Source organism: Parafrankia soli (genome assembly GCF_001854695.1).
Classification (GTDB): Bacteria; Actinomycetota; Actinomycetes; order Frankiales; family Frankiaceae; genus Parafrankia; species Parafrankia soli.
This window is the reverse complement of the sequence record NZ_MAXA01000113.1, coordinates 203,837-229,017: the sequence shown is the minus strand read 5'-3', so window position 1 is coordinate 229,017 and position 25,181 is coordinate 203,837. Positions and strand designations below refer to the sequence as shown.

At 72.8% G+C, this 25,181-nt stretch carries 19 protein-coding genes and 4 tRNA genes; 11 read left to right on the top strand and 12 right to left on the bottom strand.

What is annotated here, in order from left to right; genetic code table 11:
- Positions 1-103: 103 nt before the first annotated feature.
- Genes BBK14_RS11370 through pgsA form a run of 3 tightly spaced genes read right to left on the bottom strand, consistent with a single transcriptional unit; the run spans position 104 to position 2,973 of the window.
- Positions 104-1,237: a glycosyltransferase family 4 protein gene (locus BBK14_RS11370; protein WP_071061701.1), complete on the bottom strand. Its 1,134-nt coding sequence runs from the start codon at positions 1,235-1,237 to the stop codon at positions 104-106.
- A 13-nt stretch (positions 1,238-1,250) separates the two neighbouring features.
- Positions 1,251-2,111 carry a phosphatidylinositol mannoside acyltransferase gene (locus BBK14_RS11365; RefSeq protein ID WP_071061699.1) on the bottom strand — a complete coding sequence of 287 codons (861 nt, stop codon included), beginning with the start codon at positions 2,109-2,111 and terminating at the stop codon, positions 1,251-1,253.
- Positions 2,112-2,136: 25 nt separating this feature from the next.
- Positions 2,137-2,973 (bottom strand): phosphatidylinositol phosphate synthase, encoded by an 837-nt coding sequence (gene pgsA, locus BBK14_RS11360; RefSeq protein ID WP_071061697.1) that lies wholly within the window; start codon positions 2,971-2,973, stop codon positions 2,137-2,139.
- A 328-nt stretch (positions 2,974-3,301) separates the two neighbouring features.
- Here pgsA and BBK14_RS11355 point away from each other — a divergent pair, with 328 nt between their 5' ends.
- Positions 3,302-5,572: an elongation factor G-like protein EF-G2 gene (locus BBK14_RS11355; RefSeq protein WP_071061695.1), complete on the top strand. Its 2,271-nt coding sequence runs from the start codon at positions 3,302-3,304 to the stop codon at positions 5,570-5,572.
- Between the two features lie 128 nt (positions 5,573-5,700).
- Here the strand turns inward: BBK14_RS11355 and BBK14_RS11350 are convergent, their stop codons facing one another.
- Positions 5,701-6,270 (bottom strand): HIT family protein, encoded by a 570-nt coding sequence (locus tag BBK14_RS11350; RefSeq protein WP_071061804.1) that lies wholly within the window; start codon positions 6,268-6,270, stop codon positions 5,701-5,703.
- Between the two features lie 301 nt (positions 6,271-6,571).
- On the opposite strand from BBK14_RS11350, the gene BBK14_RS11345 reads away from it, so the two are divergent.
- Positions 6,572-7,996, top strand: a complete 1,425-nt coding sequence (locus BBK14_RS11345) for a cytochrome P450 (RefSeq protein ID WP_071061694.1) — start codon at positions 6,572-6,574, stop codon at positions 7,994-7,996.
- Positions 7,997-8,234: 238 nt separating this feature from the next.
- Here BBK14_RS11345 and BBK14_RS11340 read toward each other — a convergent pair.
- Positions 8,235-8,306: transfer RNA gene (locus BBK14_RS11340), tRNA-Val, on the bottom strand.
- Positions 8,307-8,846: 540 nt separating this feature from the next.
- Between BBK14_RS11340 and BBK14_RS11335 the strand changes: the two genes are divergently transcribed.
- Entirely contained in the window at positions 8,847-9,278 is a 432-nt protein-coding gene (locus tag BBK14_RS11335; RefSeq protein WP_018500117.1) for an SsgA family sporulation/cell division regulator, read from the top strand.
- 125 nt (positions 9,279-9,403) lie between these two features.
- On the opposite strand, the gene BBK14_RS11330 is transcribed toward BBK14_RS11335, so the two are convergent.
- Positions 9,404-10,540: a chorismate-binding protein gene (locus tag BBK14_RS11330; RefSeq protein WP_198541236.1), complete on the bottom strand. Its 1,137-nt coding sequence runs from the start codon at positions 10,538-10,540 to the stop codon at positions 9,404-9,406.
- Between the two features lie 649 nt (positions 10,541-11,189).
- On the opposite strand from BBK14_RS11330, the gene BBK14_RS11325 reads away from it, so the two are divergent.
- From BBK14_RS11325 to BBK14_RS11315, 3 genes are all read left to right on the top strand, one after another.
- Positions 11,190-11,261, top strand: a tRNA-Gly gene (locus BBK14_RS11325).
- 43 nt (positions 11,262-11,304) lie between these two features.
- Positions 11,305-11,376: transfer RNA gene (locus BBK14_RS11320), tRNA-Cys, on the top strand.
- Positions 11,377-11,389: 13 nt separating this feature from the next.
- A tRNA-Val gene (locus tag BBK14_RS11315) sits at positions 11,390-11,464 on the top strand.
- Positions 11,465-11,648: 184 nt separating this feature from the next.
- On the opposite strand, the gene BBK14_RS11310 is transcribed toward BBK14_RS11315, so the two are convergent.
- Entirely contained in the window at positions 11,649-12,536 is an 888-nt protein-coding gene (locus tag BBK14_RS11310) for an N-acetylmuramoyl-L-alanine amidase (protein WP_071061692.1), read from the bottom strand.
- Between the two features lie 226 nt (positions 12,537-12,762).
- Complete coding sequence (locus BBK14_RS11305) at positions 12,763-13,578, bottom strand: DUF3097 domain-containing protein (RefSeq protein WP_071061689.1); 816 nt, start codon at positions 13,576-13,578, stop codon at positions 12,763-12,765.
- A gap of 171 nt (positions 13,579-13,749) precedes the next feature.
- Between BBK14_RS11305 and BBK14_RS11300 the strand changes: the two genes are divergently transcribed.
- The gene (locus BBK14_RS11300; protein WP_071061687.1) at positions 13,750-14,361 is read left to right on the top strand and encodes an isochorismatase family protein; all 612 of its coding nucleotides are present in this window, start codon (positions 13,750-13,752) and stop codon (positions 14,359-14,361) included.
- 77 nt (positions 14,362-14,438) lie between these two features.
- On the opposite strand, the gene BBK14_RS11295 is transcribed toward BBK14_RS11300, so the two are convergent.
- The 4 genes from BBK14_RS11295 to BBK14_RS11280 all read right to left on the bottom strand — a co-directional run bounded on the left by BBK14_RS11295 (position 14,439) and on the right by BBK14_RS11280 (position 17,223).
- Complete coding sequence (locus BBK14_RS11295; RefSeq protein WP_071061685.1) at positions 14,439-14,732, bottom strand: DUF4193 domain-containing protein; 294 nt, start codon at positions 14,730-14,732, stop codon at positions 14,439-14,441.
- A gap of 192 nt (positions 14,733-14,924) precedes the next feature.
- The gene (locus BBK14_RS11290; protein ID WP_041254795.1) at positions 14,925-15,458 is read right to left on the bottom strand and encodes a DUF3145 domain-containing protein; all 534 of its coding nucleotides are present in this window, start codon (positions 15,456-15,458) and stop codon (positions 14,925-14,927) included.
- Positions 15,459-15,710: 252 nt separating this feature from the next.
- Positions 15,711-16,733 carry an SPFH domain-containing protein gene (locus tag BBK14_RS11285; RefSeq protein WP_241831398.1) on the bottom strand — a complete coding sequence of 341 codons (1,023 nt, stop codon included), beginning with the start codon at positions 16,731-16,733 and terminating at the stop codon, positions 15,711-15,713.
- Positions 16,734-16,773: 40 nt separating this feature from the next.
- A complete protein-coding gene (locus tag BBK14_RS11280) occupies positions 16,774-17,223 on the bottom strand; it encodes an NfeD family protein (protein WP_071061800.1) in 450 nt (149 codons plus the stop codon).
- A 127-nt stretch (positions 17,224-17,350) separates the two neighbouring features.
- Here BBK14_RS11280 and glgX point away from each other — a divergent pair, with 127 nt between their 5' ends.
- The 4 genes from glgX to BBK14_RS11260 all read left to right on the top strand — a co-directional run bounded on the left by glgX (position 17,351) and on the right by BBK14_RS11260 (position 25,067).
- Positions 17,351-19,558 (top strand): glycogen debranching protein GlgX, encoded by a 2,208-nt coding sequence (gene glgX, locus BBK14_RS11275; protein ID WP_071061683.1) that lies wholly within the window; start codon positions 17,351-17,353, stop codon positions 19,556-19,558.
- Positions 19,548-22,124 (top strand): malto-oligosyltrehalose synthase, encoded by a 2,577-nt coding sequence (gene treY / locus BBK14_RS11270; protein ID WP_083390868.1) that lies wholly within the window; start codon positions 19,548-19,550, stop codon positions 22,122-22,124. Before glgX ends, treY begins: the two co-directional genes overlap by 11 nt.
- A 102-nt stretch (positions 22,125-22,226) precedes the next feature.
- A complete protein-coding gene (gene treZ, locus BBK14_RS11265) occupies positions 22,227-24,056 on the top strand; it encodes a malto-oligosyltrehalose trehalohydrolase (RefSeq protein ID WP_071061680.1) in 1,830 nt (609 codons plus the stop codon).
- A gap of 198 nt (positions 24,057-24,254) precedes the next feature.
- Complete coding sequence (locus tag BBK14_RS11260; protein ID WP_071061678.1) at positions 24,255-25,067, top strand: pyrimidine reductase family protein; 813 nt, start codon at positions 24,255-24,257, stop codon at positions 25,065-25,067.
- The last annotated feature ends 114 nt before the right edge of the window (positions 25,068-25,181 follow it).

The window sequence follows — 25,181 nt, the reverse complement described above, 5'->3', positions numbered from 1 at the left end:
AGGTCACGGCCGGTCGGTGATATCGGCCGGCGCGGGATATCGCCGGGCACAGGACACCGGCCGGCGCCGCGATCCGGCCGCCGCGGGATACCGGCCGGCCGGCTCAGCTCTCCTCGGGGGCGGCGACCGACACCGGGCGGTCACCGGAGACCATCTCGTACACGCCGACGATGCTCTGGGCGATCACCCGCCAGTCGTACCGGGCGACGACGGCGCGGCCGCGCTCGGCCAGCCGGGCTCGCTCGGCCGGGTCCTCGATCAGCTCGGCCAGGTTCGCCGCCAGCTCCGCCGGCTCCCCCACCCCGAACAACCGCCCGGCCCGCCCGTTGTCGAGCACCCGCCGGAACGCGTCGATGTCGCTCGCGACGACCGGCGTCCCGGCCGCCATCGCCTCGAGCAGCACGATCCCGAAGCTCTCCTGCCCCGTGTTCGGGGCACAGTACACGCTGCCGGAGGCGAACACCGCGGCCTTGTCGGCCTCCGGGACGAGCCCTACCAGGTCGACCCGTCCGAGCAGCGCGGGGTCGATGCGGGAGCGCACCGCCTCGGTGTCGCCGGGGCCCGCGACCAGCAGGCGGACGTCCGGCACCTTCTCGACGAGCCTCGGGAACGCGGCCATCAGCACGTCCAGGCCCTTGCGCGGCTCGTCGATCCGGCCGAGGAACGCCACCGTCGGCGCGGTGCCGTAGCCGGGCAGTGGGCGGGCGCCCTCGAAGGCCCGCACGGCCACTCCGTTCGGGATGAGGATCGCGCCGGTGCCGAGGTGCTCCACGAGCGTGCGCCGTGCCGCCTCGGACACGGCGATCCGTGCCCGCAGCTTCTCCAGCGACGGCCGCAGCGCGCGGTGCCCCGCGGTGAGGATCCTTGACCTGGGGTTGGCGGTGTGGAAGGTCGCCACCAGCGGGCCGTCCGCGAGCATGCAGGCCAGCAGGCTGACACTGGGCGCGGTCGGCTCGTGCGCGTGCAGCACGTCGAAGTCGTGCTCGCGCAGCCACCGACGCACCCGGGCGGCCGAGACCGGCCCCATGAGCAGCCGGGCCACCGAGCCGTTGTAGGGCACCGGCACCGCGCGGCCGGCGTCCACGGCGTACGCCGGCAGCGTGGACTCGTCGTCCACCGGGGTGATCACCGAGACCTCGTGCCCGGCGTCGAGCAGCGTCTCGGCGAGGTCACGCACGTGCGCCTGGACGCCCCCGGGCACGTCCCAGGTGTAGGGGCAGGCGAGTCCGATTCTCACCGCCGGCTGCTCCTCATGACCGGTCGGGCCAGATCCGCTGGAGCATGTGCCAGTCGGACGGATGGGCGGCGATGCCGGAGGCGAACTCGTCCGCGAGCCGCTGGGTCATGGCCGGGATGTCGGTGTGCTCGACCTCGGGATGGATCCGCGCGCTCCAGCCGTCGTCGTCGAACCACAGCGTGACCGGCAGCAGGACCGCCCCGGTGCGCAGCGCGAGCGCGGCCGGCCCCGGCGGCATGGTCGCCGTCGCCCCGAAGAAGGTGACGGCAACCCCGGCGGAGCTGAGGTCGCGGTCCGCCAGCAGGCACAGGGCGCCGCCGGCGCGCAGCCGCTCGGCCAGCAGGTCCGACGGCGGTTGCGTACCGCCGGTCAGCGGGATGACCTCCATGCCGAGCGCGGTACGGAACCGGACGAACCGCTCGAAGAGCTCCTCGGGGCGCAGCCGCTCGGCCACCGTCGTGAACGGGATGCCGGTGGCCACCAGCCACGCCCCGGCCTGCTCCCAGTTCCCCATGTGCGGCAGGGCCAGGATGACGCCCCGGCCGGTCGCGTGCGCGCGGCGCAGCCGGTCCTCGTCGAGCACCCGCATGGCGCCGATCAGCCGGCGGGTCGGCATGTCCTGGAGACGGAAGACCTCCATCCAGTACCGCGCGTAGGAGCGCAGCGCGGACCGGGTCAGCGCGTCGAGGTCGGTGCCCGGCGGCACGACCCGGGCCAGGTTGGCGCGCAGCCGCGCCGTCCCGCGCCCGCCACGGCGGTGGGCGAGATCCGCGGCGCGGGCGAAACACCAGGCGGCGACGCGCTCGGGCAGCAGCCGGACGAGACGCCACCCCAGCACGTAGCCGAGCAGCGTCACCCGCCCCGCGGACGTCATCGACGGTCGGTTCCGATTCGGGCGGTCAGTGGCCCGGAGCGATCCGCGGCACCGCGGGCACCGGCGGCTGCGGCTGCTGTGCCGGCACCGCCGGCTGCTGCGCGCCGCCCACCCCGGCCGGGGTGGGCGCGCCGTCCATGCCGCCGCCCGCGCTCATGACCGACGCGGCACCGGACGGGTCGCCGCCCGGCGAGCCGGGCTGCTCGACAGCCGGGTCGGGTGCCGGCGAGCCGGCCGGCGGGGCGAGCGTGGGCCGCCCGGACCGGACGAACTGGCGGTGCACGTGCACCACCCGCTGGCTCACGGTGAGCAGGGTAGCCCCGACCAGGAACCACAGCGCCGCGGGCAGCAAATAGGGCACGCCCAGGCCGTACAGGCCGGCGGCCACGAGCAGGATCAGCAGACGCTCGCCGCGCTCGGCGAACCCGACGTCACAGCTGAACCCCAGGCCCTCGGCGCGGGCCTTGACATACGAGGTCACGGAGCCGGCGACCAGGCAGAGCAGGGCGGCGCCCGCCAGCGGCAGCGAGTCGCCGTCGCCCGCGTACCAGATCACCAGTGACCCGAAGATCGCGCCGTCGCCGACCCGGTCGGAGGTCGAGTCCAGGAACGCGCCCCACTTGGAGGAGATGCCGCGGGCCCGGGCGATCACCCCGTCCATCAGGTCCGAGAAGACGAACAGGGTGATGACGAGCGTTCCGACGAAGAACACTCCGCGGGTGAAGAAGCCGAGGGCCCCGCCGGCCACCCCGATCGTGCCGATCACCGTCACCATGTCGGGTGACACCGACGAGCGCGCGGCCCACTGGCTCAACGGATCGAGCACCTTCTGGATCTGGGGTCGCGCCTTGCTTGCGAGCATGTCCGTCCCGTCGTCTCTGGCGTACCGCCCGGGTTGGGGCGGTCTCACAGTACCGCCGTCACGATCCGCTCATATCCGATCACGATCGGGGCTGGGGTTGTTCCCCACGTCACATCGGAGGACTCTTCGGGGTACGTACCAGTGCCCGCGGCGGACACACGACAGACACGGCGCGCAGGACCTGCCACGCAAGACCTGCCACGCAGAACACAGCACGCCCGCGGGGTACGGCCCCTCGGCCGGCCGCGGGCACCGCGAGCCAGGCGGATCCGCGCCGGCGGAGTCGCGCCGGCGCACCGGCTCCGCCGCACCCTGTTGGGAGGCCGGAATGTCAGCAACTCCGTGTGATGTGCGCAACGTGGTCCTCGTCGGGCACACCGGTGCCGGCAAGACGACCCTGCTGCGGCATCTCCTCCAGGTGGCCGAGTTCCTCGACGGGCAGCCCGCCGCCACCATGCCAGCCGCCGGCAACGGCAGCGGCAGCGGCAGGAAGGGTGGCAACGGCCGCGCCAACGCCAACGGCAGAGGCGCCGGCGGCCAGGCCCGCGCCGGGGCCGACGGGGGCGCGCCCGGGGTGGGTGCCGCCGGGGGCGGCGCGGGCGCATCCCCCGGCGGAGAACCGGCCCAGCGGAGCATCTCGCTCGTCCTGGCCTCGCTGTGCCACCGTGGCCTGGCCGTGAACCTGCTGGACACCCCCGGATACCCGGACTTCGTCGGGGAGCTGCGAGCGGGCCTGCGCGCGGCGGACGCCGCCCTGTTCGTCATCAGCGCCCTCGAGGACATCGACGGGTCGACCAGGATGCTCTGGGAGGAGTGCGCGGCGGTCGGCATGCCCCGCGCGATCGCCATCACCCGGCTGGACCATCCCCGGGCCGACTTCGACGCGACCCTGCTCGCCTGCCAGGAGACTTTCGGCGCCGGAGTCCTGCCCGTCTACCTGCCCGAACCCGGCGGCGCGGAGCCGTCCCGGCTCGTCGCCCTGCTCACCGGACGGGTGATCGAGTACTCGGCCGGGACCCGCCGCGAGCAGGAGCCCCCGGCCGAGCTGACCGGCGCCGCGGGGGCGGCGCGCGGTGCCCTGGTCGAGGGGATCATCGCCGAGAGCGAGGACGAGAGCCTGCTCGAGCGGTACCTCGGCGGCGAGGAGCTCGACCCCAAGATGCTGCTCGACGACCTGGAGACCGCGGTGGCGCGCGGGTCGTTCTACCCCGTCCTGCCGCTCGCGGTACCGTCACGCGCCGCGGCCGGAGCTCGTGGCGTGCCGCCCGGCCTGGGCACCGTGGAGCTGCTCGACCTGTTCGCACACGCCTTCCCGTCCCCGCGCGAGCACCCGCTGCCCAGCCTCACCCGCCCGGACGGTTCACCGTGCCCACCGGCGGTCGGCGACCCGGCCGGGCCCCTGGTCGCCGAGATCGTCCGCACCACCACCGACCCGTACATCGGCCGGATGTCCCTCGTCCGGGTCTTCTCCGGCATCCTGCGCCCCGACGCGGCCGTACACGTCTCAGGCCACGGACGAGCGGCCGCCGGACATCCCGACCACGACGACGACGAACGGGTCGGGGCGCTCTCGCAGGCCGTCGGCATCGCGCTGCACTCGGTTGACGAGTGCGCCGCCGGCGGGATCTGCGTCATCACCCGGCTGTCCACCGCCGAGACCGGGGACACCCTCTCCGACCCGGCGGACCCGCACCACCTGCCCGCCTGGACGATGCCGGAGCCGCTGCTGCCCGTAGCCGTGCGCGCCCCGGCCCGCTCCGACGAGAGCAAGCTGTCCGCGGCGCTGGGCCGCGTCTGCGCCGAGGACCCCACCCTGGCCGTCACGCAGGACGCCGAGACCGGCCAGCTCGTCCTGTGGTCCATGGGCGAGGCCCACTGCGACGTCGTCCTGGACCGCCTGCGGGAGCGGTTCGGCGTCACCCTCGAGAAGATCCCGCTGCGGGTTCCCATGCGGGAGACGCTGCGCGGGCCGGCCGAGGGCGTCGGGCGGCTGGTGAAGCAGTCGGGCGGCCACGGGCAGTACGCGATCTGCCGCCTCAAGGTCGAGCCGCTGCCCGCCGGCAGCGGCTTCGAGTTCGTGGACGAGGTCGTCGGCGGCGCGGTCCCCCGCCAGTTCATTCCCTCGGTGGAGAAGGGAGTGCGGGCCCAGCTGGAGCGGGGGTTGGAGGCCGGGTTCCCCGCCGTCGACCTGCGGGTGCGCCTGGTCGACGGGAAGGCGCACAGCGTCGACTCGTCCGACATGGCCTTCCAGGCGGCCGGCGGCCTGGCGCTGCGGGAGGCCGCGCGCGCGGTCGGCGTGGTGCTGCTCGAACCCGTCCTGGAGGTGCACGTCACCGTGCCCGACGAGCACGTCGGCGCGGTGATGAGCGACGTCTCCGCGCGGCGCGGCCGGGTCGTGGGGATGGCGCCGGTCGGCAACGGCGGCCCGGAGGTCCCGGCGCGCACCGCCATCCACGCGGAGATCCCCGCGGCCGAGATGACCCGCTACGCCGTCGACCTACGCTCCGTGAGCCACGGGACGGGCGTCTTCAGCCGCCGCCCCCTCGGTTACGAGCCGGTTCCCGACCATCTGACGGCCAGGTTCACCGAGAAGTCGTGACCCCGCACGGCCGCCCCGCGCCGGCATGACCCGCGCGGGCGCGGCTGTGCCGGACGGCGCCGGGCCCGACCCTCCCGGGTGACAGCGGGTCACCGCGGACGGCCGCCGGCCCACCCCGCGCGGGTGGGTCAGGCCGTCTGCCCGGTGCGCCGCCACGCCTGCGCAAGCAGCTCCCGCGTCTGGCCGAGCAGCGCCGGCAACACCCGGGTCGCGCCGACGACGGGCATGAAGTTCGTGTCACCGCCCCAGCGCGGAACAACATGCTGGTGCACATGGGCGGCGATTCCGGCGCCGGCCACCGAACCGAGGTTCATACCGGTGTTGAAGCCATGCGCGCCACTGGCCATCCGCAACGCGCGCAACGCGTGCTGGACGAACAGCGACATCTCCACCGTCTCGTCGTAGTCCATCTCGGCATAGTCGGCGACATGGCGGTACGGCACCACCATCAAATGACCCGCGTTGTATGGATACAAATTAAGTACGGCGTATACGGACTTTYCCCGGGCGACCACAAGGCCGTCCTCGTCCGTCATCGCCACGATGGCGCAGAAGGGGCACTCGTCGTCGGGGGACCGCCCCGCCCCCTTGATGTACGCCATGCGATGCGGCGTGTAGAGACGTTGGAAGGCGTCCGGGTGGCCGACACCAGCCTGCTCGTCGACGGGCGTGCCGTCCGGCGCCGCGGTCGCGCTCACCTGCCCGGCCCCGCCGCCGACGGGATCGGCTCCCGCCAGCACCGCCCTCCGACCTGCGCCACCCTCACCACGCTGCCGCCTCCCGCGCCCCGCGAGCCCCGTCCCGCCGCCGCCGATCACCAGCCGGCCCGCCGGTACCCGTCCGAGACACCACGGTACCCACCCGCGGACCGCGCACGGGCGGCCAGTACAGGCCCGCCCGCGGCCGGCGAGACGGTCGGCCACCCGACCCGGGGTCCAGGATGAATCCCGAGGGCGCGGTACGGGGCCGCTGTCCCCGGAGCGCCTCCTGGAGCCGCACATGTCGATCGACCGCCTCCCCACCGCGGGGCACACCGGGGCGCAGGCACCGGGGCCGGGCCGGGCCACCCCGGCGTTCCTGCGCGAGCTGCTCGCCGACCCGCTCCGCCTGTTCACCCGGCTGCGCACCAGTTACGGCCCGATCGTCCGGGTGCCGGTCGGGCGCGGCGGCTTCCACCTCGTGTGCGGCCCCGACGCGGTCGAGCAGGTCCTGGTGGGCGAGCAGCGTGCCTACGCGAAGGGCCTGCGCCGGCGCACCATGCCGCCGGGCGAGGGAATCCAGCCGCTGTCCCTGCTGCTCGGTTCGGGCCTGCTCACCAGCGGCGGAGACCTCCACCGGACCCGCCGCCGGCTGATCCAGCCGATGTTCCACCGCGAGCGGATCGCCGACTACGGCACCGCGATCTCCGAGCTGTCCCGCGCCACCGCGCTGGGCTGGGCGGACGGCTCCCACCGCGAGGTCCACACCGACATGAGCGAGCTGACCCTCGCGGTCGTCGCCCGCACCGTGTTCGGCGTCGACGTCGACAGCGAGGTGGTCCGGCGGGTGCGCCGCGCCGTCGCCGCGAACATGCGACTGTCCCAGCTGGCCGTTCTCCCGGAAGCCATGCGCCTGCAGCAGCACCTGCCGATCGGCCCGCTGCGAGCGGCGCGCGACGCGCGGGACGACCTCACCGCCGTGGTCATGGAGATGATCGAGCAGCGCAGATCACTCGACGCCGCCGGCTCCGACCTGCTGTCCACCCTGCTGGCCACCCGCGACGCCGACACCGGCGCCCCCCTGGACGACACCTCGATCCGCGACGAGGCGCTGACCATCCTGCTGGCCGGTCACGAGACCACCGCGAACGCGATGACCTGGGCCTACCACCTGCTCGCCACCAACCCGCAGGCCCGCGACCGGATGCACACCGAACTCGACGACGTCCTCAACGGCCGGAAACCGACCACCGCGGACCTGGCCGAGCTGCCCTACACCCGGGCCGTGTTCAGCGAGACCCTGCGCCTGTACCCACCCGCGTGGATCCTCCTGCGCCGCACGACGAGGGACGTCACCCTCGCCGGGTACCACCTGCCCGCGGACACGAACGTCCTGCTGAGCCAGTGGGTGATCCACCGGGACCCCACCTGGTGGCCCGCCCCCGAGGAGTTCCGCCCCCAGCGCTGGCTGACCCCCGACCCCACCCGCCCGAAGTACGCCTACTTCCCCTTCGGCGGCGGAACCCGCCAGTGCATCGGCAACACCTTCGCCGAGATGGAAGGAGCACTGGCCCTGGCCGCGATCAGCTCCATCCGAACCCTGACCCCCACCCCAGGCCGCCCGGTAACCCCCATCCCCCGCGTAACCCTGCGCCCCCAGCCCCTACAGATGACCGCCCACCCCCGCACACTCCACCCCACCCCCGCCGCCCACCAGCCGCACTGACACCCCACGCCCTCCACCCACCAGCCTCGCAGCGGCACTTAACCCCCGCCACCCACCAGACCCCCGCCACCCACCAGCCGCACAGAGAGCAACCCCCACCAAAGTGCCACCCCAAACAACAAAGAACCCCCCAGACACATCACCTGGGGGGTTCGGGGGGCTGGGCCCCCGAAAGACATCGCGCGGGAGCCCGGGAAGATCCCCCAAAGGGGGATCGACCAGACCACGCCCGATCGCGTGGGCGTACGTGGTTTCGAACCACGGACCTCTGCCGTGTGAAGGCAGCGCTCTACCACTGAGCTATACGCCCGATTTGGCCTGGTTGGACGCCTGGTCGGGTGCACCCGTATGGGTGCTCCGAGGCCTGGACGGCCTTCCGGAACCGCCCCTCGGCTGGGATGTGTTGCGTCCTCGCCGAGGTTGGACTCAGCTTACACGGACGGGACCGAGTGTCGGACGGGGGGTGGCCGCCGGACGGATGCGGGCATGTCAACCCTCCGGCCGATGGCCGGACAGCGCCGGGTTGACCGGGACTCGCCGTGGTTGAGACGGGTCCGGACAGGGAAGGCTGTGAGTGGCACGGCCTCGGCAGAACGGCCATTGTGCTCGGGGGAACCCTCAGTCGAACGCGGACAGCGATCGTCCGGCCACGTAAGGCCGACGGCCGCGCATACCGCGCCGGCCGGGTCTTCTCGGAGGACTTCGGTCGGGCTTCCTGGGTAGGGCAACTCGCCCGAATCGCCGTAACGGATGTTGTCTTGGCATAACCTTGTTTCCAACGGGACTCAKAGAGGGAACTATCTCGTTACACGGGTGCTCGCCCGCACCACGCACCATGAGAGGCCGCCCGATGACTATTCGTCACGATTCGATCACCGCAGAACTCGCCCTTCGGCTCGTCGTTCCCGGCGGCGCCCCGGTTCCGGTCGCCGCCACCGTCCGATACGAGCCTGCTGACCCTTATGCGGTCAGCATCGGCTTCCGTACCGGCGCCGACGAGGTCGTCGAATGGACATTCGCCCGGCAGCTGCTGAGCGACGGCGTGCGCCGGCCAGCCGGCGACGGCGATGTCCAGGTCTGGCCCGCCGCGCAGTCGGGCGGGCGGATCGTCTGCCTGTCGTTGTCCAGTCCATCCGGTCACGCTCTGTTCGAGATGCCGCGCGCGGAGGTGCTGGCCTTCCTCCGCCGCACGTACTCCGCTGTACCGCTCGGCGGGGAGAGCGACGTCATCGACCTGGATGCCGAACTCGCCCTACTGATCTGGGGCGGCCCCGAGCGGTGATCTCACCGGGGTCGGCACCGTGTCCGACCCCGGCAAACCGGTGCGGGCACTTCCGGCACAGATCAGGCGCACGATCATTCGCCTGGTGGGGAGAACTTCCCCACCAGGCGTTTTGCTGTCCGCGGTCAGCGGGCCGCCGCGATCCGCCGGCTCCGGGCCGCCTCGCGTGGCGGCATGGAGGGACCGGTCCGGCCGTCCCGCCCTGGTGACGAGGCCAGGGCGAGCAGCCGGTGCGCCTTCAGCTCGGTCTCGCGCCATTCGGCCTCCGGGTCGCTGCCCCAGGTGATGCCGGCGCCTGTCCCGAACCAGATCCGCTCGTCGGCGAGCCAGAACGTGCGGATTCCCACCGACAGCCAGCCGCGTCCGCTGTCGGCGTCCACCCAGCCGATGCCGCCGCAGTAGTGGCCGCGCGCCACCGGCTCCAGCTCCCGGATGATCCGCAGCGCGCTCGACTTGGGCGCTCCCGACACCGAGCCGGGTGGGCAGGTCGCGGCCAGCAGCTCGGCCCACCCCACACCCGGCGCCAGCGTGGCCTGCACGGTCGACACGAGGTGAACCAGGCCGGGATGCCGTTCCACCGCGCACAGCGCGGGCACCGTGACGCTGCCGGGCCGGGCGACCCGTCCCAGGTCGTTGCGAACGAGGTCGACGATCATGACGTTCTCCGCGACGTCCTTGTCCCGCAGGTCGGCGACCGTGCGCCCGGTGCCCTTGATCGGGCCGGACCGTACGAGGTCACCCTCCCGCGACAGGAACAGCTCCGGTGAGGCCCCGACGATGCGTACGCCGGCCTCGGGGGCGTCGAGCACCACCGAGTAGGGGGCCGGGTTGCCCGCGGCCAGGACGGTCGCCAGCGCGGCGAGGTCCGTGCCGGCGGGGCCTGGGACGGTGGGCGCGGACAGCAGCCGGCACAGGTTCACCTGGTAGACCTCGCCGGCGGCGATCTCGGACCGGATCGCGTGGACGCCGGCGATGTAGGCCGCGGCGTCCATGCTCGTCGCCCAGTCCGTCCGGGCGGGGCCGCGCCACGGCCCGGCCGCGAGCGCCGTGACGTCAGGCGCCGGGCGCACGTGCCTGAACCGGACGCAGCGGGTACGACCCTCGAAGTCGACGACGACTCCCCAGAAGCCACCGCGGTCGAGCACCCGGAGGTCGTCGTGCACTTCCACGACCCCGGTGGCGAGCCTGCCGCCCGCCAGCAGATAGGATTCCCGGCCGCGAACCCGCGCCGCGACGGGCCCGCCGGTCGCTCGTAGACGCACCTTTGTGCCACTCCTGTCCGTCGAGCCCCCGCGCGTTGTGCCCCCATTCGCCCCAGTCATCCTGATCACCGTATCGCCGTGGTCGCCGTACCCCACGCCCAGGTCACCGTGCGCGTGGCGCCCGGAGACGGCGGAGGTTTTGCCCTGTGCCCCTGTGTACGCGCCTCCGCCCCACCACCCCTGTTCTGCCTACCCCCGTTGTGCGCCGTCCCTCACCAGGTCCGGCCCCCCACGCCCGGCCCCGCGGTCCGTCCGGCCTGTCCCCGGCCGGACGGCTCCCGCCCCGCTCTCCCGCCCCGACCCCGCTCTCCCTCCCAGGTCCCAGACCTTCGCCCGCCCGAGTTCCGGGGCTGCCGCCCGCCCTGGTCCTGACCCTTACCCACGGCGAGCCCGGCCCCCGCCCACCGCACGCCGGGCCCGCGCGGCCGGGCGACACACCGGTGACACCAAGATCGCGCTCCAACGCAACATCTCATCGACACCAGGGCGACATCCGGGCGACATCCCGGYACGGTGGCACCCACATTCGACGACCGCCCCGATCGTCCGCTAGAGTGCTACCTGCACCGCCAAGCGGGACGCCAGCCAGATCGGCGCCCCACCTGCTCGTGGTAAATTCCTCCTCGTAGCAGAAGCAGCAGCGGAGCATGCGGACGTGGCTCAGTGGTAGAGCATCACCTTGCCAAGGTGAGGGTCGCGGGTTCGAATCCCGTCGTCCGCTCGGAAGCGGTGTGGTCAGAAGTAAAGCCATCACGGCCTTTCACGGCGGAGTGGCCGAGTGGTTTAGGCAAGGGCCTGCAAAGCCCTGTACGCGGGTTCGATTCCCGCCTCCGCCTCTGATCAGGTTCCGGGCGATTAGCTCAGTGGGAGAGCGCTACCTTGACACGGTAGAGGTCACTGGTTCAATCCCAGTATCGCCCACCACCCGCGCTATCAGCGCAAACGGCCATCCCTCAGGGGATGGCCTTTCTGGTTTCCCGGGCCCCTGCATGCACCAGGCGAACATCATGATTCACTTGCGACACGCGGCCGAGGCGCACAGCCCGGACCATCGGCGCGCCCACCGCGACAGCCCGAAGCCGGCCAGCCCGCCGACCCTCGGGGCCGGCTAGCCCGTGGCCGGCCCGGCCACGCCGGTCGGGGCGCCGGACGGGCCGCCAGACGGGGCGCTGACCAGGAAGGCCGCGAGGCCGTCGACGATGCCCTCGGCCGCCCGCTGCCGCCAGGCGGCGTCGCTGATCCGCCCGGCGTCGCCCGGGTTGTGCATGTTTCCGCACTCGAGGAAAACCTTGGGAACACGGGAGAGATTGAGCCCGCCCAGATCCGAGCGGACCGTGATCCCGTCGTCTCCCAGATAGTCCGCCCGACGCTGGCCGGTCGCCGCGCCGAAGGAGCCGCGCAGCAGATCCGCCAGCCGCGCCGAGGCGGTGAGAATGCCCCCGTTTCCACCGTCCGGACTGGCCGCAGGCGCGATGACGTGAAATCCGCTACCTTCGGGCGGCCCGCCGTCGGCGTGAATGGAGACCACAGCCTCCGCGCCGGCCGCATTTCCGATCCGGGCCCGCTCGTCGACGCAGGGACCGACGCCCGTGTCGTCATCGCGGGTGAGTATCACCGTCGCCCCGCGCGAGCGCAGCAGGCCCGCGGCCCGGGTCGCCACGTCGAAGGTGAATGCGTGCTCCGGATATCCGGCGTCGGTCTCCGCGCCGGCGGTGTCGCATTCCTTCTGGAACCCGCCGGCGTCGACGAGGCGGTTGATGGCCGATCCCGCGGCACCGTTCCCGCCGTTGTGGCCCGGGTCGAGCACGATCGTCCGCCCGGTCAGCGCATGGGGATCACGCAGGGGCACCGCCGTGGATGCCGCCTGGGGCGACCGGGGTGGATCCGACGACCCGGGCCAGAAAGCCATCCCGGCCAGCGCGACAGCGATGGCGACCAGGGATGCCACGCCGAGCAGCACGTAGGGCGAAACTCTCCTTGGCGTGTACCCGGGCATGTCAGCCCCCGATTCTGTCCGCCCCCTCCTGGACACGGCCCGTCCAGCGTCCGGCGTTGACTGGAGCGAGATCGGCAGAGCTGGGCCGGAAGACCGGAAAGTCCGAACCGACCGTACGCGACCGACCGCCTCGCCGACTCATCGGGACCGGCCTCGACCGGGGCGCGGCGTGGTCCTGGCCGAGGCATCCAGCGGTCTCGGCCAGCGGCGGCCGGGCACGATCTCGTCAGGGTTGCTCGGTGACGAAGTCGATCAGCCGCTCGACGGCCCCGAGCAGGCCCGGTTCCAGGTCGGCGTACGAGTCGACGGCGCCCAGCACCCGGCGCCACATGTCGGCCGGCTCGGCGACCCCCAGCGCCCGGCAGACGCCTTCCTTCCACTGCTGCCCGCGCGGCACCCGCGGCCAGGCTTCGATCCCGACCGAGGAGGGCTTCACCGCCTGCCAGATGTCGATGTAGGGGTGCCCGGTGACGAGCACGTGCGCGCCCGCGACCGACGCGGCGATGCGGCTCTCCTTCGACCCCGCCACGAGATGGTCGACGAGGACACCCAGCCGGCGCCCGGCCGCCGGCTGGAAGCTCGCGACGATCGACGGCAGGTCGTCCACGCCGTCCAGCGGCTCGACGACGACGCCCTCGATCCGCAGGTCGTCGCCCCACACCCGCTCGACCAGCGCGGCGTCATGCAGGCCCTCGACGTAGATGCGGCTGGCGCGGGCCACCCGCGCCGGCAGGCCGGGGACGGCGATCGATCCCGAGGCGGTACGGCTGGGCCGGGCAGGCGCGGCCGGACGGGGGCGGGCCAGGGTCACCCGCTCGCCGTCGAGGAGGAAGGCGCCCTCGCCGAGGGGGAAGACCCGACGGCGCCCGCGGCGGTCCTCGAGCATCACGCCGCCGGCCTCCACGCCGACGACCGCCCCGCAGTAGCCCGAGTCGGCGTCCTCGACCACCAGGTCCGACTCGATCTCGACCGTCCGGGGCTTCCTGGGCGCCCGGCGTTCGGGCTGGGCCAGGACGTCGTGTCCGTAGTCGCGACTGCGCACGCCCGCAACTTACAGTGGGACAGGCGCGGGCATTCCCGGCGACACGCCGCCCTCCACCCACAGGCGGGGCGGAACCCGCGGGCGGGGCGCGGGGCGGTCTGCCGAGCGGCGCGGGCGAGGGGCGTCCGGGGCCCGGGCGAGGCGCCGCCGGATCGGGATCGAGGTGACGCGATGGCAACGCGGTACGGGCCCGGCGTGGCGCTGGTCGTCCTCGACCTGCAGAACGACTTCGCCGTGCCCGGGGGCAGCCTCTACGTCGCCGGTGGCGAGGACATCGTCGCCGGGGTGAACCGGGAGATCGCGGCGGCGACGAGCGCGGGCTCCCCGGTCTTCTACACCCAGGACTGGCATCCGCCGTCCACGCCGCACTTCGTCACCGAGGGCGGGATCTGGCCGCCGCACTGCGTGCGAGGCACGCCCGGGGCGCGCCTGTGYCCCGACCTGACGGTGGCCGGTGAGGTGATCCGCAAGGGCGTGGACGGCCACGACGGGTACTCGGGCTTCTCCGTCCGTGACCCACGTTCGGGCGAGCGGTCGGCGACCGTGCTCGGCGAGCGGCTGGCCGCCGGCTCCGTCCGCACGGTCGTGGTGGTGGGCCTGGCTGGTGACTACTGCGTGCTGGAGACGGCGCTCGACGCCCGTGCGCTGGGTCTGGAGGTGACGCTCCCGCTGGAGCTGACCCGGTTCGTCGAGCTGGCGGAGGGTGATCGCGAACGCGCGATCGCCCGGATGGTCGGGGCGGGCGTGCGGGTGGAGGGCCTGGCCGCCCGGGGAGGGGGCTGACGCCGCCCCGCCGGGTCACCCGCCGCGGCGCTGCCGCGGGCTCCCGCGGCGGTGCCGCTGTCGGTGTGAAGCCGCTGTCAGGCGGCGCAGTCCCGGCACACCATCCGCCGGGTGTCGTAGAGCTGGCTGCGGTGGTGGACAAGGTAGCAACTGGTGCAGGTGAACTCATCTGCCTGCCGAGGCAGGACGCGGACGGTCAGCTCCTCTCCGGACAGGTCGGCGCCGGGCAGGCCGAGCTCGGTCTCGAACGGATCGACATCGTCACCGAGGTCGGCCGCCGCGTCCGCCCGCCGGGCCTTGAGCGCCTCGAGGCTCTGCTCCGAGGTTTCCTCGATATCGGCTGTGCGGGGGGTGTCGTAATCGGTGGCCACTGAAGTACTCCCAGAAAGGTTGTGCGCTCGTCGTGCGCAACCCACAACGCACGACCCCGGGGGTATGTGCCCGTCAGGCCCACGCGAACACGATGTGGGCTTGGCCACAGGGAGGTGAGCGCGGGCTCACAAGGACACACACGGGCTTCTAACGGGGCAATCTCCCCGGGCACGGAATGTCGTCGGCGGACGTCACCCGGTACGACGCAGCCAGGTGACCGGAGCTCCGTGCGCCCCACGGCGCAGCGGCTCGAGGACGTCGTCCCAGGCGGTTCCCAGCAGCCGGTGCAGGCCCCGCGAGAGGGTCTCCCGCGCCTCGCCGCGCTCCATCAGCGCCAGCAGCGCCCCCTCGCCGACGACGACGTCCCCGTTGGCGGCGATCGCGGCCCGGTGCAGGCCGAGATCGGGAGTGAAGGAGTAGCGCTCCGCGTCGCAGCCGGGCGAGGGCCCCTCGACGGCCTCGAACGTGACATGACCCAGCCGGCGCAGGACGGCGGCGAGCCGCCCGGCGGTTCCCGGGCTCGCCCGCCATTCCAGACCGGCATACAGGAAACCGGGCCGGCCCGGCTGCGCCGTCCAGGTCAGGGAGACCGGGGCGGACAGGGCACCGGACACGGCGAACTCCAGGTGCGGGCACAGTGCCGGCGGACATGCGAGCACCGCCAACTTGCCCGGCACGGCGAAGGACGACGAGCCGGAAGACAGCTCACGAGCTGTCGAGGACATTGCCACCACGCGGGACCTCCGTCGACGAGGAACGCCTTCCCCTGCGTCTCGTCACGCCGGACCCCTCGAATACCAGTCGATCGTGCCATGACCRGCGTTCGAGGACTAGACCCACCCCCTCCCCTGGTGCCACATGTGGTGACCCCCACCCCGACGGAAGGGCTGGTCCGCGGGCCGCGCGGACCCAACGTCCCGGCCGGCCACGGGCGATGGTCGGGTCCGCGCCGGGCCCGGTCCGCCCGTCCCGCCCCGTCAGTCGCGGGCAGGCCCCGGACCGGCCACGTGCCCCGGCTCCCGGCTGTGTGACCCCGCTGGTCCTGCCGTGCTGACTGGTCCCGCCGGGCCGGCTGGTTCGACCGGGCCGGACGGACCAGCCGGACCAGACGGGCCGGCTGCCCGGCCACCGACGTCGAACAGGCCGCCCGGCCCGGCCAGGCCGCCTAGGGCGGCGGTGAGCTCGCTGGGGACGATCCACAGCTTGCTGGCCTGGCCCTCTGCCAGCCGCGGGAGCATCTGCAGGTACTGGTAGGCGAGGAGCTTCTGGTCCGCGTCGCCCTCGTGGATGGCGCCGAAGACGGTGCCGATGGCCTTCGCCTCGCCCTCGGCGGTGAGGATCTGGGCCTCCCGGTGGCCTTCCGCCCGCAGGATCGCGGCCTGCTTCTCGCCCTCGGCCCGCAGGATCTCGCTCGCCTTGACACCCTCGGCGGTCAGGATCGCGGCCCGCCGGTCGCGCTCGGCCCGCATCTGCTTCTCCATCGAGTCCTGGATGGAGCGGGGCGGGTCGATGGCCTTGAGCTCCACCCGGTTGACCCGGATGCCCCACCGGCCGGTCGCGTCGTCGAGCACCCCGCGCAGCTGCCCGTTGATCTGGTCGCGCGAGGTGAGCGTGCCCTCGAGGTTCATCCCGCCGATCACGTTGCGCAGCGTGGTCACGGTGAGCTGCTCGATGGCGCGGATGAAGTCGGCGATCTCGTAGGTGGCCGCGCGCGGGTCGGTGACCTGGAAGTAGATGACGGTGTCGATCCCGACGACGAGGTTGTCCTCGGTGATGACCGGCTGGGGCGGGAAGCTGACCACCTGTTCCCGCAGGTCGATGCGCTCCCGGATCCGGTCGACGATCGGCAGCACGATCGCCAGGCCCGGCGTCAGCGTGCGGTGGTAGCGCCCGAGGCGCTCGACCACCATCGCCCGGGCCTGCGGCACGATCCGCACGGTCCGCGCCAGGAAGATCAGGACCACCAGTGCCGCGACCGCGGCGGCGATGACTCCGCCCATGTTCACTCCTCAAGCTCCCGGCGCGCGGTGTCGCCGCGCTCTAATCCAGCTCCCGGCGCACGGCGTCCGCGTGCACGATCACGTGGGCACCGTCGACGCGCAGCACCCGCACGGTGGCCCCGACCTCGAACTCGTCCGTCGCCGGGTACGACCGCGCGGACCAGACCTCACCGGCGAGCCGGACCCGGCCGGTCGAACCGTCGACCCGCTCCAGGACGACGGCCGGCACTCCGACCAGGGCGTCGGTCCCGGTGCGCAGCACGGGGCCGCTGGTGAGGTGGCGGCGGGCGACGGGCCGCAGGCCGAACGTGAGCCCGGCCGCGGCGACCGCGAACCCCACGAGCTGCACGATCAGATCGGCCCCCAGGACGGCGAGTCCCGCCCCCACCAGCGCCGCGAGCGCGAACATGACCAGGACCAGGTCGAGCGTGAGCAGCTCGCCGACGAGGAGCGCGCCGGCGACGACGATCCACACGACCTCGTCCGCCATGACCATCACCTTAATAAGATCAATTATCTTGCGATCAACGAAACCTCAATGGCGGCAGTGGGCGAACCGGTCGGGGTTCGCGCGCCCCCAAGTCACCGACGGGGAGTGAGCCGTAGGCTTCGTGCGTATGTCGCAGGTCTGGCCTGGCAGCCCTTATCCCCTCGGTGCCACCTTTGACGGATCGGGGACGAACTTCGCGATCTTCTCGGAGGTCGCCGAGCGTGTCGAGCTCTGTCTGTTCGACGCCGTGGGCGCCGAGCGGAGGATCGAGCTGCGGGAGCGCGACGCGTTCGTGTGGCACGCCTACCTGCCGACGGTCCTGCCGGGCCAGCGGTACGGATACCGGGTCCACGGTCCCCATGATCCCGCGCGTGGCCACCGGTGCAACCCCAACAAACTGCTACTCGACCCGTACGCCAAGGCGGTGGACGGCGAGGTCGACTGGAACCAGGCCGTCTTCGGCTACAACTTCGGCGATCCCGACAGCGTGAACACGACCGACTCCGCGCCGCACATGATGAAGTCCGTGGTGATCAGCCCGTTCTTCGACTGGAACGGTGACCGGCCGCCGCGCCGCCCCTACAACGAGACCGTGATCTACGAGGCGCACGTGCGCGGCCTGACCATGCGGCACGAGGGCCTGCCCGAGGAGTACCGCGGCACCTACGCGGGCGTGGCCCACCCGGTGATGATCGAGCACTACCGCCGCCTCGGCGTGACGGCGATCGAGCTTCTACCAGTGCACCAGTTCGTCCACGAYGAGCACCTGGTCAGCCGTGGGCTGCGCAACTACTGGGGCTACAACTCCATCGCCTTCCTGGCGCCGCACAACGGCTACTCCTCCGCGGGCGGCGACGGCCGGCAGGTGCAGGAGTTCAAGGGGATGGTCCRCAACCTGCACGAGGCGGGCATCGAGGTGATCCTCGACGTGGTCTACAACCACACCGCCGAGGGCAACCACATGGGCCCCATGCTGTGCTTCCGAGGCATCGACAACGCGGCCTACTACCGGCTGGTCGACGACGACCCGCAGTACTACATGGACTACACCGGCACCGGCAACAGCATGCGGGTCCGCCATCCACACGTGCTTCAGCTGATCATGGACTCGCTGCGCTACTGGGTCACCGAGATGCACGTGGACGGCTTCCGCTTCGACCTGGCGGCGACCCTGGCCCGGGAGTTCTACGACGTCGACCGGCTGTCGTCGTTCTTCGACCTCGTCCAGCAGGACCCGGTCGTCTCCCAGGTCAAGCTGATAGCCGAGCCGTGGGACCTGGGTGAGGGCGGCTACCAGGTGGGCAACTTCCCCCCGCTGTGGACGGAGTGGAACGGGAAGTACCGCGACACCGTCCGCGACTTCTGGCGCGGGCAGGACCACGGCATCGCCGAGTTCGCCTCCCGGCTCACCGGCTCGTCCGACCTCTACGAGGACAGCGGCCGGCGCCCCTGGGCCTCGATCAACTTCGTCACCGCCCACGACGGCTTCACCCTGCACGACCTGGTCTCCTACAACGACAAGCACAACGAGGCCAACGGCGAGGAGAACCGGGACGGCTCCGACGACAACCGGTCCTGGAACTGCGGTGTGGAGGGCCCGACCGACCACGTCTCGGTCAACCGGCTGCGTGACGCGCAGACCCGCAACCTGCTCACCACCCTGCTGCTCTCGCAGGGGGTGCCCATGCTGGTAGCCGGCGACGAGATGGGCCGAAGCCAACAGGGGAACAACAACGCCTACTGTCAGGACAGCCCGATCTCCTGGCTGGACTGGTCCGACGCCGAGCGCAACGCCGGTCTCATCGATTTCACCGCCCAGCTCTCGCATCTCCGGCGGACCCATCCGGTCTTCCGGCGGCGGCGGTTCTTCCAGGGCGAGTCGATCCGCGGCTCGGCGGGTGGTGAGGACGGCGCCGGCGGGCGACCCGACGGCGCGGCCGCCGTCGACCTGGCCGCCAAGGACATAGTCTGGCTTCGACCCGACGGTAGCGAGATGTCCGACACCGACTGGGAGTCCGGAACGGCGCGCTCGCTCGGCTGTTTCCTGAACGGGCACGGCATCCCGGATCCCAACGCGCTCGGCGAGGCGATCATCGACGACTCCTTCCTGCTGTTCTTCAACGCCCACCACGAGCCGATCCAGTTCCGGGTTCCACCGGTCGACTTCGGCACCACCTGGGAGATCATCGTGGACACGCGCTCGTCCAGCGCCGAGATCTCGGCGGTGCTCGGTGGCACCGATCTCGATCCGGTCGACGTCGACCGGGTGGTCAAGGCCGAGGACCCGCTCGAGGTGGACGCCCGCGCCACGCTTGTGCTCTGCCGTGTCAACTGACCGGCCCGGCGGACCCGACCGGCACGGGCCCGCCGATCGGCACTCCGCGTCCGACCGCCGCCGCGAGGGCGCCGGAGCGCGGGAGAACCAGCGCGGGGAGGGCGAGGGCCGCGTCGTCCCGACCGGTACCTACCGGCTGCAACTGCACATGGAGTTCTCGTTCACCGACGCCGCGGTGATCATTCCTTATCTCGCCGGGCTCGGGGTCTCGCACCTGTACCTGTCACCGGTCCTGGAGGCCGCACCGGGGTCGACCCACGGCTACGACGTGGTCGACCACAGCCAGATCAGCCCCGAGCTGGGCGGGCTCGGCGGGCTGCGCCGGCTGGTCGCCGCCGCGCGCCGCGCGGGGCTCGGCATCATCGCGGACGTCGTGCCCAACCACATGGCGGTGCTCACGCCCGGCACCACGAACACGGCGTGGTGGTCGGTGCTGCGCGAGGGCCCGGACTCCCCCTACGCCTCGTGGTTCGACATCGACTGGGACTCCCCCGACAACCCCGGCCGGGTCCTGCTGCCGCTGCTCGGCCAGTCGCTGGCGGACAGCCTCGCCGCCGACGAGATCGCCGTCGAGCAGGACGAGGACGGCGAGTGGATCGTCGTCTACTACGACCACGTGCTGCCGGTCGCCGCCGGCACCGCCGACCCCTCCGACGTCGCCGCCACCCTGGACGCCCAGTACTACCGCCTGTGCTGGTGGCGGGTCGGCGGGACGGAGCTGAACTACCGGCGCTTCTTCGACATCCCCTCGCTGGCCGGCCTGCGCCAGGAGGAGCCGGACGTCTTCGCTGCCACCCACCGGCTGCTGATCGAGCAGGTGCGCTCGGGCAACCTGGAGGGCCTGCGGATCGACCACCCCGACGGCCTGGCCGACCCCGAGGACTACCTGCGCCAGCTCGCCGAGGCCACCGGCGGGGTCTGGACGGTCGTCGAGAAGATCGTCGAGCGGGACGAGGCGCTGCCCGAGGGCTGGGCCTGCGACGGGACCACCGGGTACGAGACGCTCAACCGGCTCACCAGGCTCTTCCTCGATCCGGTGTCCGCGCGCGCGATGTCCACGCTGTACACGGAGATCACGGGGCGCTCACCGGACTTCGCGCCGGTGGCGCGCGAGGCCAAGATGGACGTGCTCACGAGCGTCCTGCGGCCGGAGGTCGACCGGCTCACCGGGCTCGCCCTCGCCGAGGCCCGCCGCGACCGCGCCGATCTCACCCGGGCCGGCCTGCGCGAGGCGTTGCGTGAGGTGCTCGCCGCCTTCGAGGTCTACCGCGCCTACATCCGCCCCGACGGCACGCCCAGCCTGGAGGCGCGCGGCCACATCGTGCGGGCCTGCGAGCAGGCGCGGGTGGCGCTGCCCGGCCGGGCCAGCGAGATCGACCTCATCGAGGACCTCGCGCTCGGCGGGCCGAGCGAGTTCGTGGTGCGCTTCCAGCAGACCTGCGGCCCGGTGATGGCCAAGGGGATCGAGGACACCGCCTTCTACCGGTACGTCCCGATGGTCGCGCTCAACGAGGTGGGTGGGGCGCCCGGGGATCTCCCGGCCTACCCGACGGGGCATCCACGCAGCGCCGTCAACGAGTTCCACGAGGCGAACATCACCACGCAGCGGACGTGGCCACTGACGATGACCACGCTCTCCACGCACGACACCAAGCGGTCCGAGGACGTCCGCGCCCGGCTCGCCGTGCTCTCGGAGGACCCCCGGGGCTGGGCCGACATCGTGCGGCGGCTGGCCCGCCTCGGCGAGCGGCACGCCGACCCGGAGGCCGGCTGGCCCGATCCGGTGACGATGTACCTGCTGGTACAGACGCTCGTCGGCGCCTGGCCGATCTCGGCCGACCGGGTCACCCAGTACATGGTCAAGGCGGTGCGGGAGGCCAAGCTGTTCACGACGTGGACGGACACCGACCCGTCGTACGAGGCCGCGCTGACGAACTACGTCGAGGCCGCCCTCGAGGACGAGGAGTTCGTCGCCGCGCTGGACACCTACGTCTCCACCCTGGTCGAGCTCGGCCGGCAGAACAGCCTGGCGCAGAAGCTGCTCCAGCTCACGATGCCCGGCGTCCCGGACGTCTACCAGGGCCAGGAGCTGTGGGACCACTCGTTGGTGGACCCGGACAACCGCCGTCCGGTCAACTTCGGCGAGCGGACGAAGATGCTCACCGAGCTGGGCGTCGAACCGGGCTCCGAGCTCGCGGCGCCGCGGCGCCCGCCCGTGCTCGACGACTCCGGGGCGGCGAAGCTGCTGGTGGTGGCGCGCTCGCTGCGCATCCGCCGGGAGCACCCCGAGTGGTTCGGGGAGGAGGGGACGTACCGGCCGCTGTGGGCGTCGGGGTCCGCGGCGGAGCACGTGGTCGCGTTCAGCCGCTCCGAGTCGGTGGTGACCGTGGTCCCCCGCCTCGTGCTCGGGCTGCGCCGCGGGGGCGGGTGGCGCGACACCACCGTGACCCTGCCCGAGGGCCGCTGGGCGGACGTCCTCACCGGCCGGCGGCACGACGGTGGCACGGCCTACGTGCTGCGCCTGCTGCGCGACTTCCCGGTCAGCCTGCTGATCCGCACGCCCTGAAGTGTGGCCCCGCCCGGCCCGGGTCGTGCCGGATCCACGGCTCGGCGGATCCCGCCCCCCGGAACCGCCACCGAGGGGACGTCGGACCGGTAGACAGGAGTCATGAGTTCCTTCCGGGTGTGGGCACCAGACGCGAAGACGGTCAGTGTGGTCATCGCGGACGGCGGCGGCGCGGACGGCGACGCCGCGGCTGAGGCGGGCGGCACGGGCGGCGGCGCCGGCGGCCGGCGGGACACCGTGCACGAGATGTCCGCCGCCGGCGGCTGGTGGACCGTCGACGTTCCCTCCGCCCACCACGGAGCGGACTACGCCTACCTCCTCGACGGCGGTGAGCAGGAACTGCCCGACCCGCGGTCGGGCTGGCAGCCGCACGGCGTGCACGGCCGCTCCAGGCTCGTCGACCACGCCCGCTTCCCGTGGACGGACGGCCACTGGCACGGGGTGCCGCTGTCCGGCAGCGTGGTCTACGAGCTACATGTCGGCACGTTCACGCCGGGCGGCACCTTCGACGCGGCGATCGAGCGCCTCGACCACCTGGTGGACCTCGGCGTCGACCTCGTCGAGCTGCTGCCCGTGAACGCGTTCCCCGGCCGGCACGGCTGGGGGTACGACGGCGTCGGGCTGTTCGCCGTGCACGAGCCGTACGGGGGGCCGGAGGGCCTCAAGCGCTTCGTCGACGCCGCGCACCACCGCGGGCTCGGCGTGATCATGGACGTGGTCTACAACCACCTGGGCCCGGACGGGAACTACCTGAGCCGGTTCGGGCCCTACTTCACCGACCGCTACAGCACCCCGTGGGGCCCGGCGGTGAACCTGGACACCCCCGGCTCGGACGAGGTCCGCGCGTTCGTCATCGACAGCGCGCTGGCCTGGCTGCGGGACTACCACTGCGATGGTCTGCGCCTGGACGCCGTCCACGCGTTCGCCGACAACCGGGCACGCCACCTGTTGGAGGAGATCGCCGACGAGGTGCACCGACTCGGCACCCAGCAGCGCCGCCCACTGTTCGCGGTCGCCGAATCCGACCTGAACGACCCGCGGATGGTCGTTGCCCCCGAGGCGGGCGGGCACGGACTGGACGGCCAGTGGTGCGACGACGTCCACCACGCGCTCTGGGCCGCGCTGTCCGGCGAGCGGCAGGGCTACTACGGCGACTTCGGCTCGTTCGAGACGCTGGAGAAGGCGCTGGGCTCCGCCTTCGTGCACGACGGCGGCTACTCGGCGTTCCGCGGCCGCTCCCACGGGCGGCCGGTGCCGCCGCGGACGCCGGCCTACCGTTTCGTCACGTTCCTGCAGAACCATGACCAGATCGGCAACCGGGCGACCGGCGACCGGGCGTCGGCCACGCTCAGCGACGGCCGGCTGCGGATCGGGGCCGCGCTGCTGCTGACCGCCCCGTTCACGCCGATGCTGTTCATGGGCGAGGAATGGGGCGCCACCACGCCCTGGCAGTACTTCACCGACCACACCGACCCGCGGCTGGCGGACGCCGTCCGCGAGGGCCGCCGCGGTGAGTTCACCGCGCACGGCTGGGGGCCCGAGGAGGTCCCGGACCCGCAGGACCCGGCGACGTTCGAGCGCTCCCGGCTGGACTGGCGCGAGCCCGAACGCCCGGAGCACGCCGCCCTGCTCGACTGGCACCGCCGGCTGATCTCGCTGCGCCGCCAGCTGCCGCAGCTCAGTGACCCGTCGCTGGCGTCGGTGCGCTGCTCCTACGACGCCGCGGCGAACTGGTTCGTGCTGCGCCGGCTCTCCCGGGCGGGTGACGTGGCGGTCGTGTGCAACCTCTCGCCCGAGCGGCAGGCCGTCCCGGTCGAGGGGGTGCCGTTCGACGCGCCGGCCGCGTCCCGCCCCGGGTTCACCTACATGCCGGGCCGCGTCGAGCTCGCCGGCGAGTCGGTCGTCATCGTGCGGCTGCTGCCGGCTCGCTGACCGCCGGCTCGCGGGTCGGCGGCCCCGGCCCGCTCACCGCCGGCGGGCCGCCGAGCGGGAGAGCGCGTAGTAGAGCAGGCCGAGCCCGACCAGGCTCACGATCAGTACACCGATCAACAGGACCACGTACGTGTTCACGTTTCCATCCTGGCAGCAGCGGCACCACCGCTCGCGGCGGCGCCGGTTACAGTCGGGCCGATGCGCATTCTTCTGTCCGGTGGCGCCCCAGTTCCTCTCGACGGCGCGGCTCCCCAGGACGGCCCGGAGGCTGCGCGTGCCGCGGACAAACCGGACGATGCCGACCACGACGTCGACGTCGACCTCGACCTCGCCTACGCGCTGCCGGAGCCGACTCCGGGGGTCCCGCACGTCCGCTCCAACTTCGTGGCGTCCGCGGACGGCGCCATCGAGCTCGACGGGCGCTCCGCGGACCTGGGCGGCCCCGCCGACCTGCGGGTGTTCCGGACGCTGCGCTGGCTCAGCGACGTGGTCCTGGTCGGCGCCGGCACCGCGCGGACCGAGGACTACGGCCCGGTCCTCGTGCCGGCCGAGCGGCGGGAGCGGCGGGCCGCCGCCGGGCTCGCTCCCGTCCCCCCCGTCGCGGTCGTCAGCGGGCGGCTCGAGCTCGACCCGGACGCCCGCCTGTTCACCGCGGCCGTCCGGCCGCTGCTGCTGACCTGCGACGCCGCCCCACCGCAGCGGCGCCGTGCGCTCGAGCCTGTGGCGGAGATCGTGGTCTGCGGGGATAAGACCGTCGAGCCGCGCGCCGCGCTCGACGCACTCGCCGAGCGGGGGCTGCTACGCGTGCTGACCGAGGGCGGCCCGCGCCTGCACGCCCAGTTCGCCCAGGCCGGCCTGCTCGACGAGCTGTGCCTGACCCTCGCCCCGCTCCTCGCCGGGCCGGGGCGCCTCGGACTGATGCAGGGCCCGACGTGGCCGGCGCCCGTCGGGCTGCGGCTCGGCCAGGTCCTGGAGGAGGACGGGGCGCTGTTCCTGCGCTACCTCCGCTGACCGCCCTGTGCACGGTTTCGTTTCGTCCACAGCCTGGCTGACGCCGGGTGCGGCGGCGATCCGCGTGAATAGCGTCGACAGCGACCTCCGGTGCCGGCCTCCGACGGGAGACGG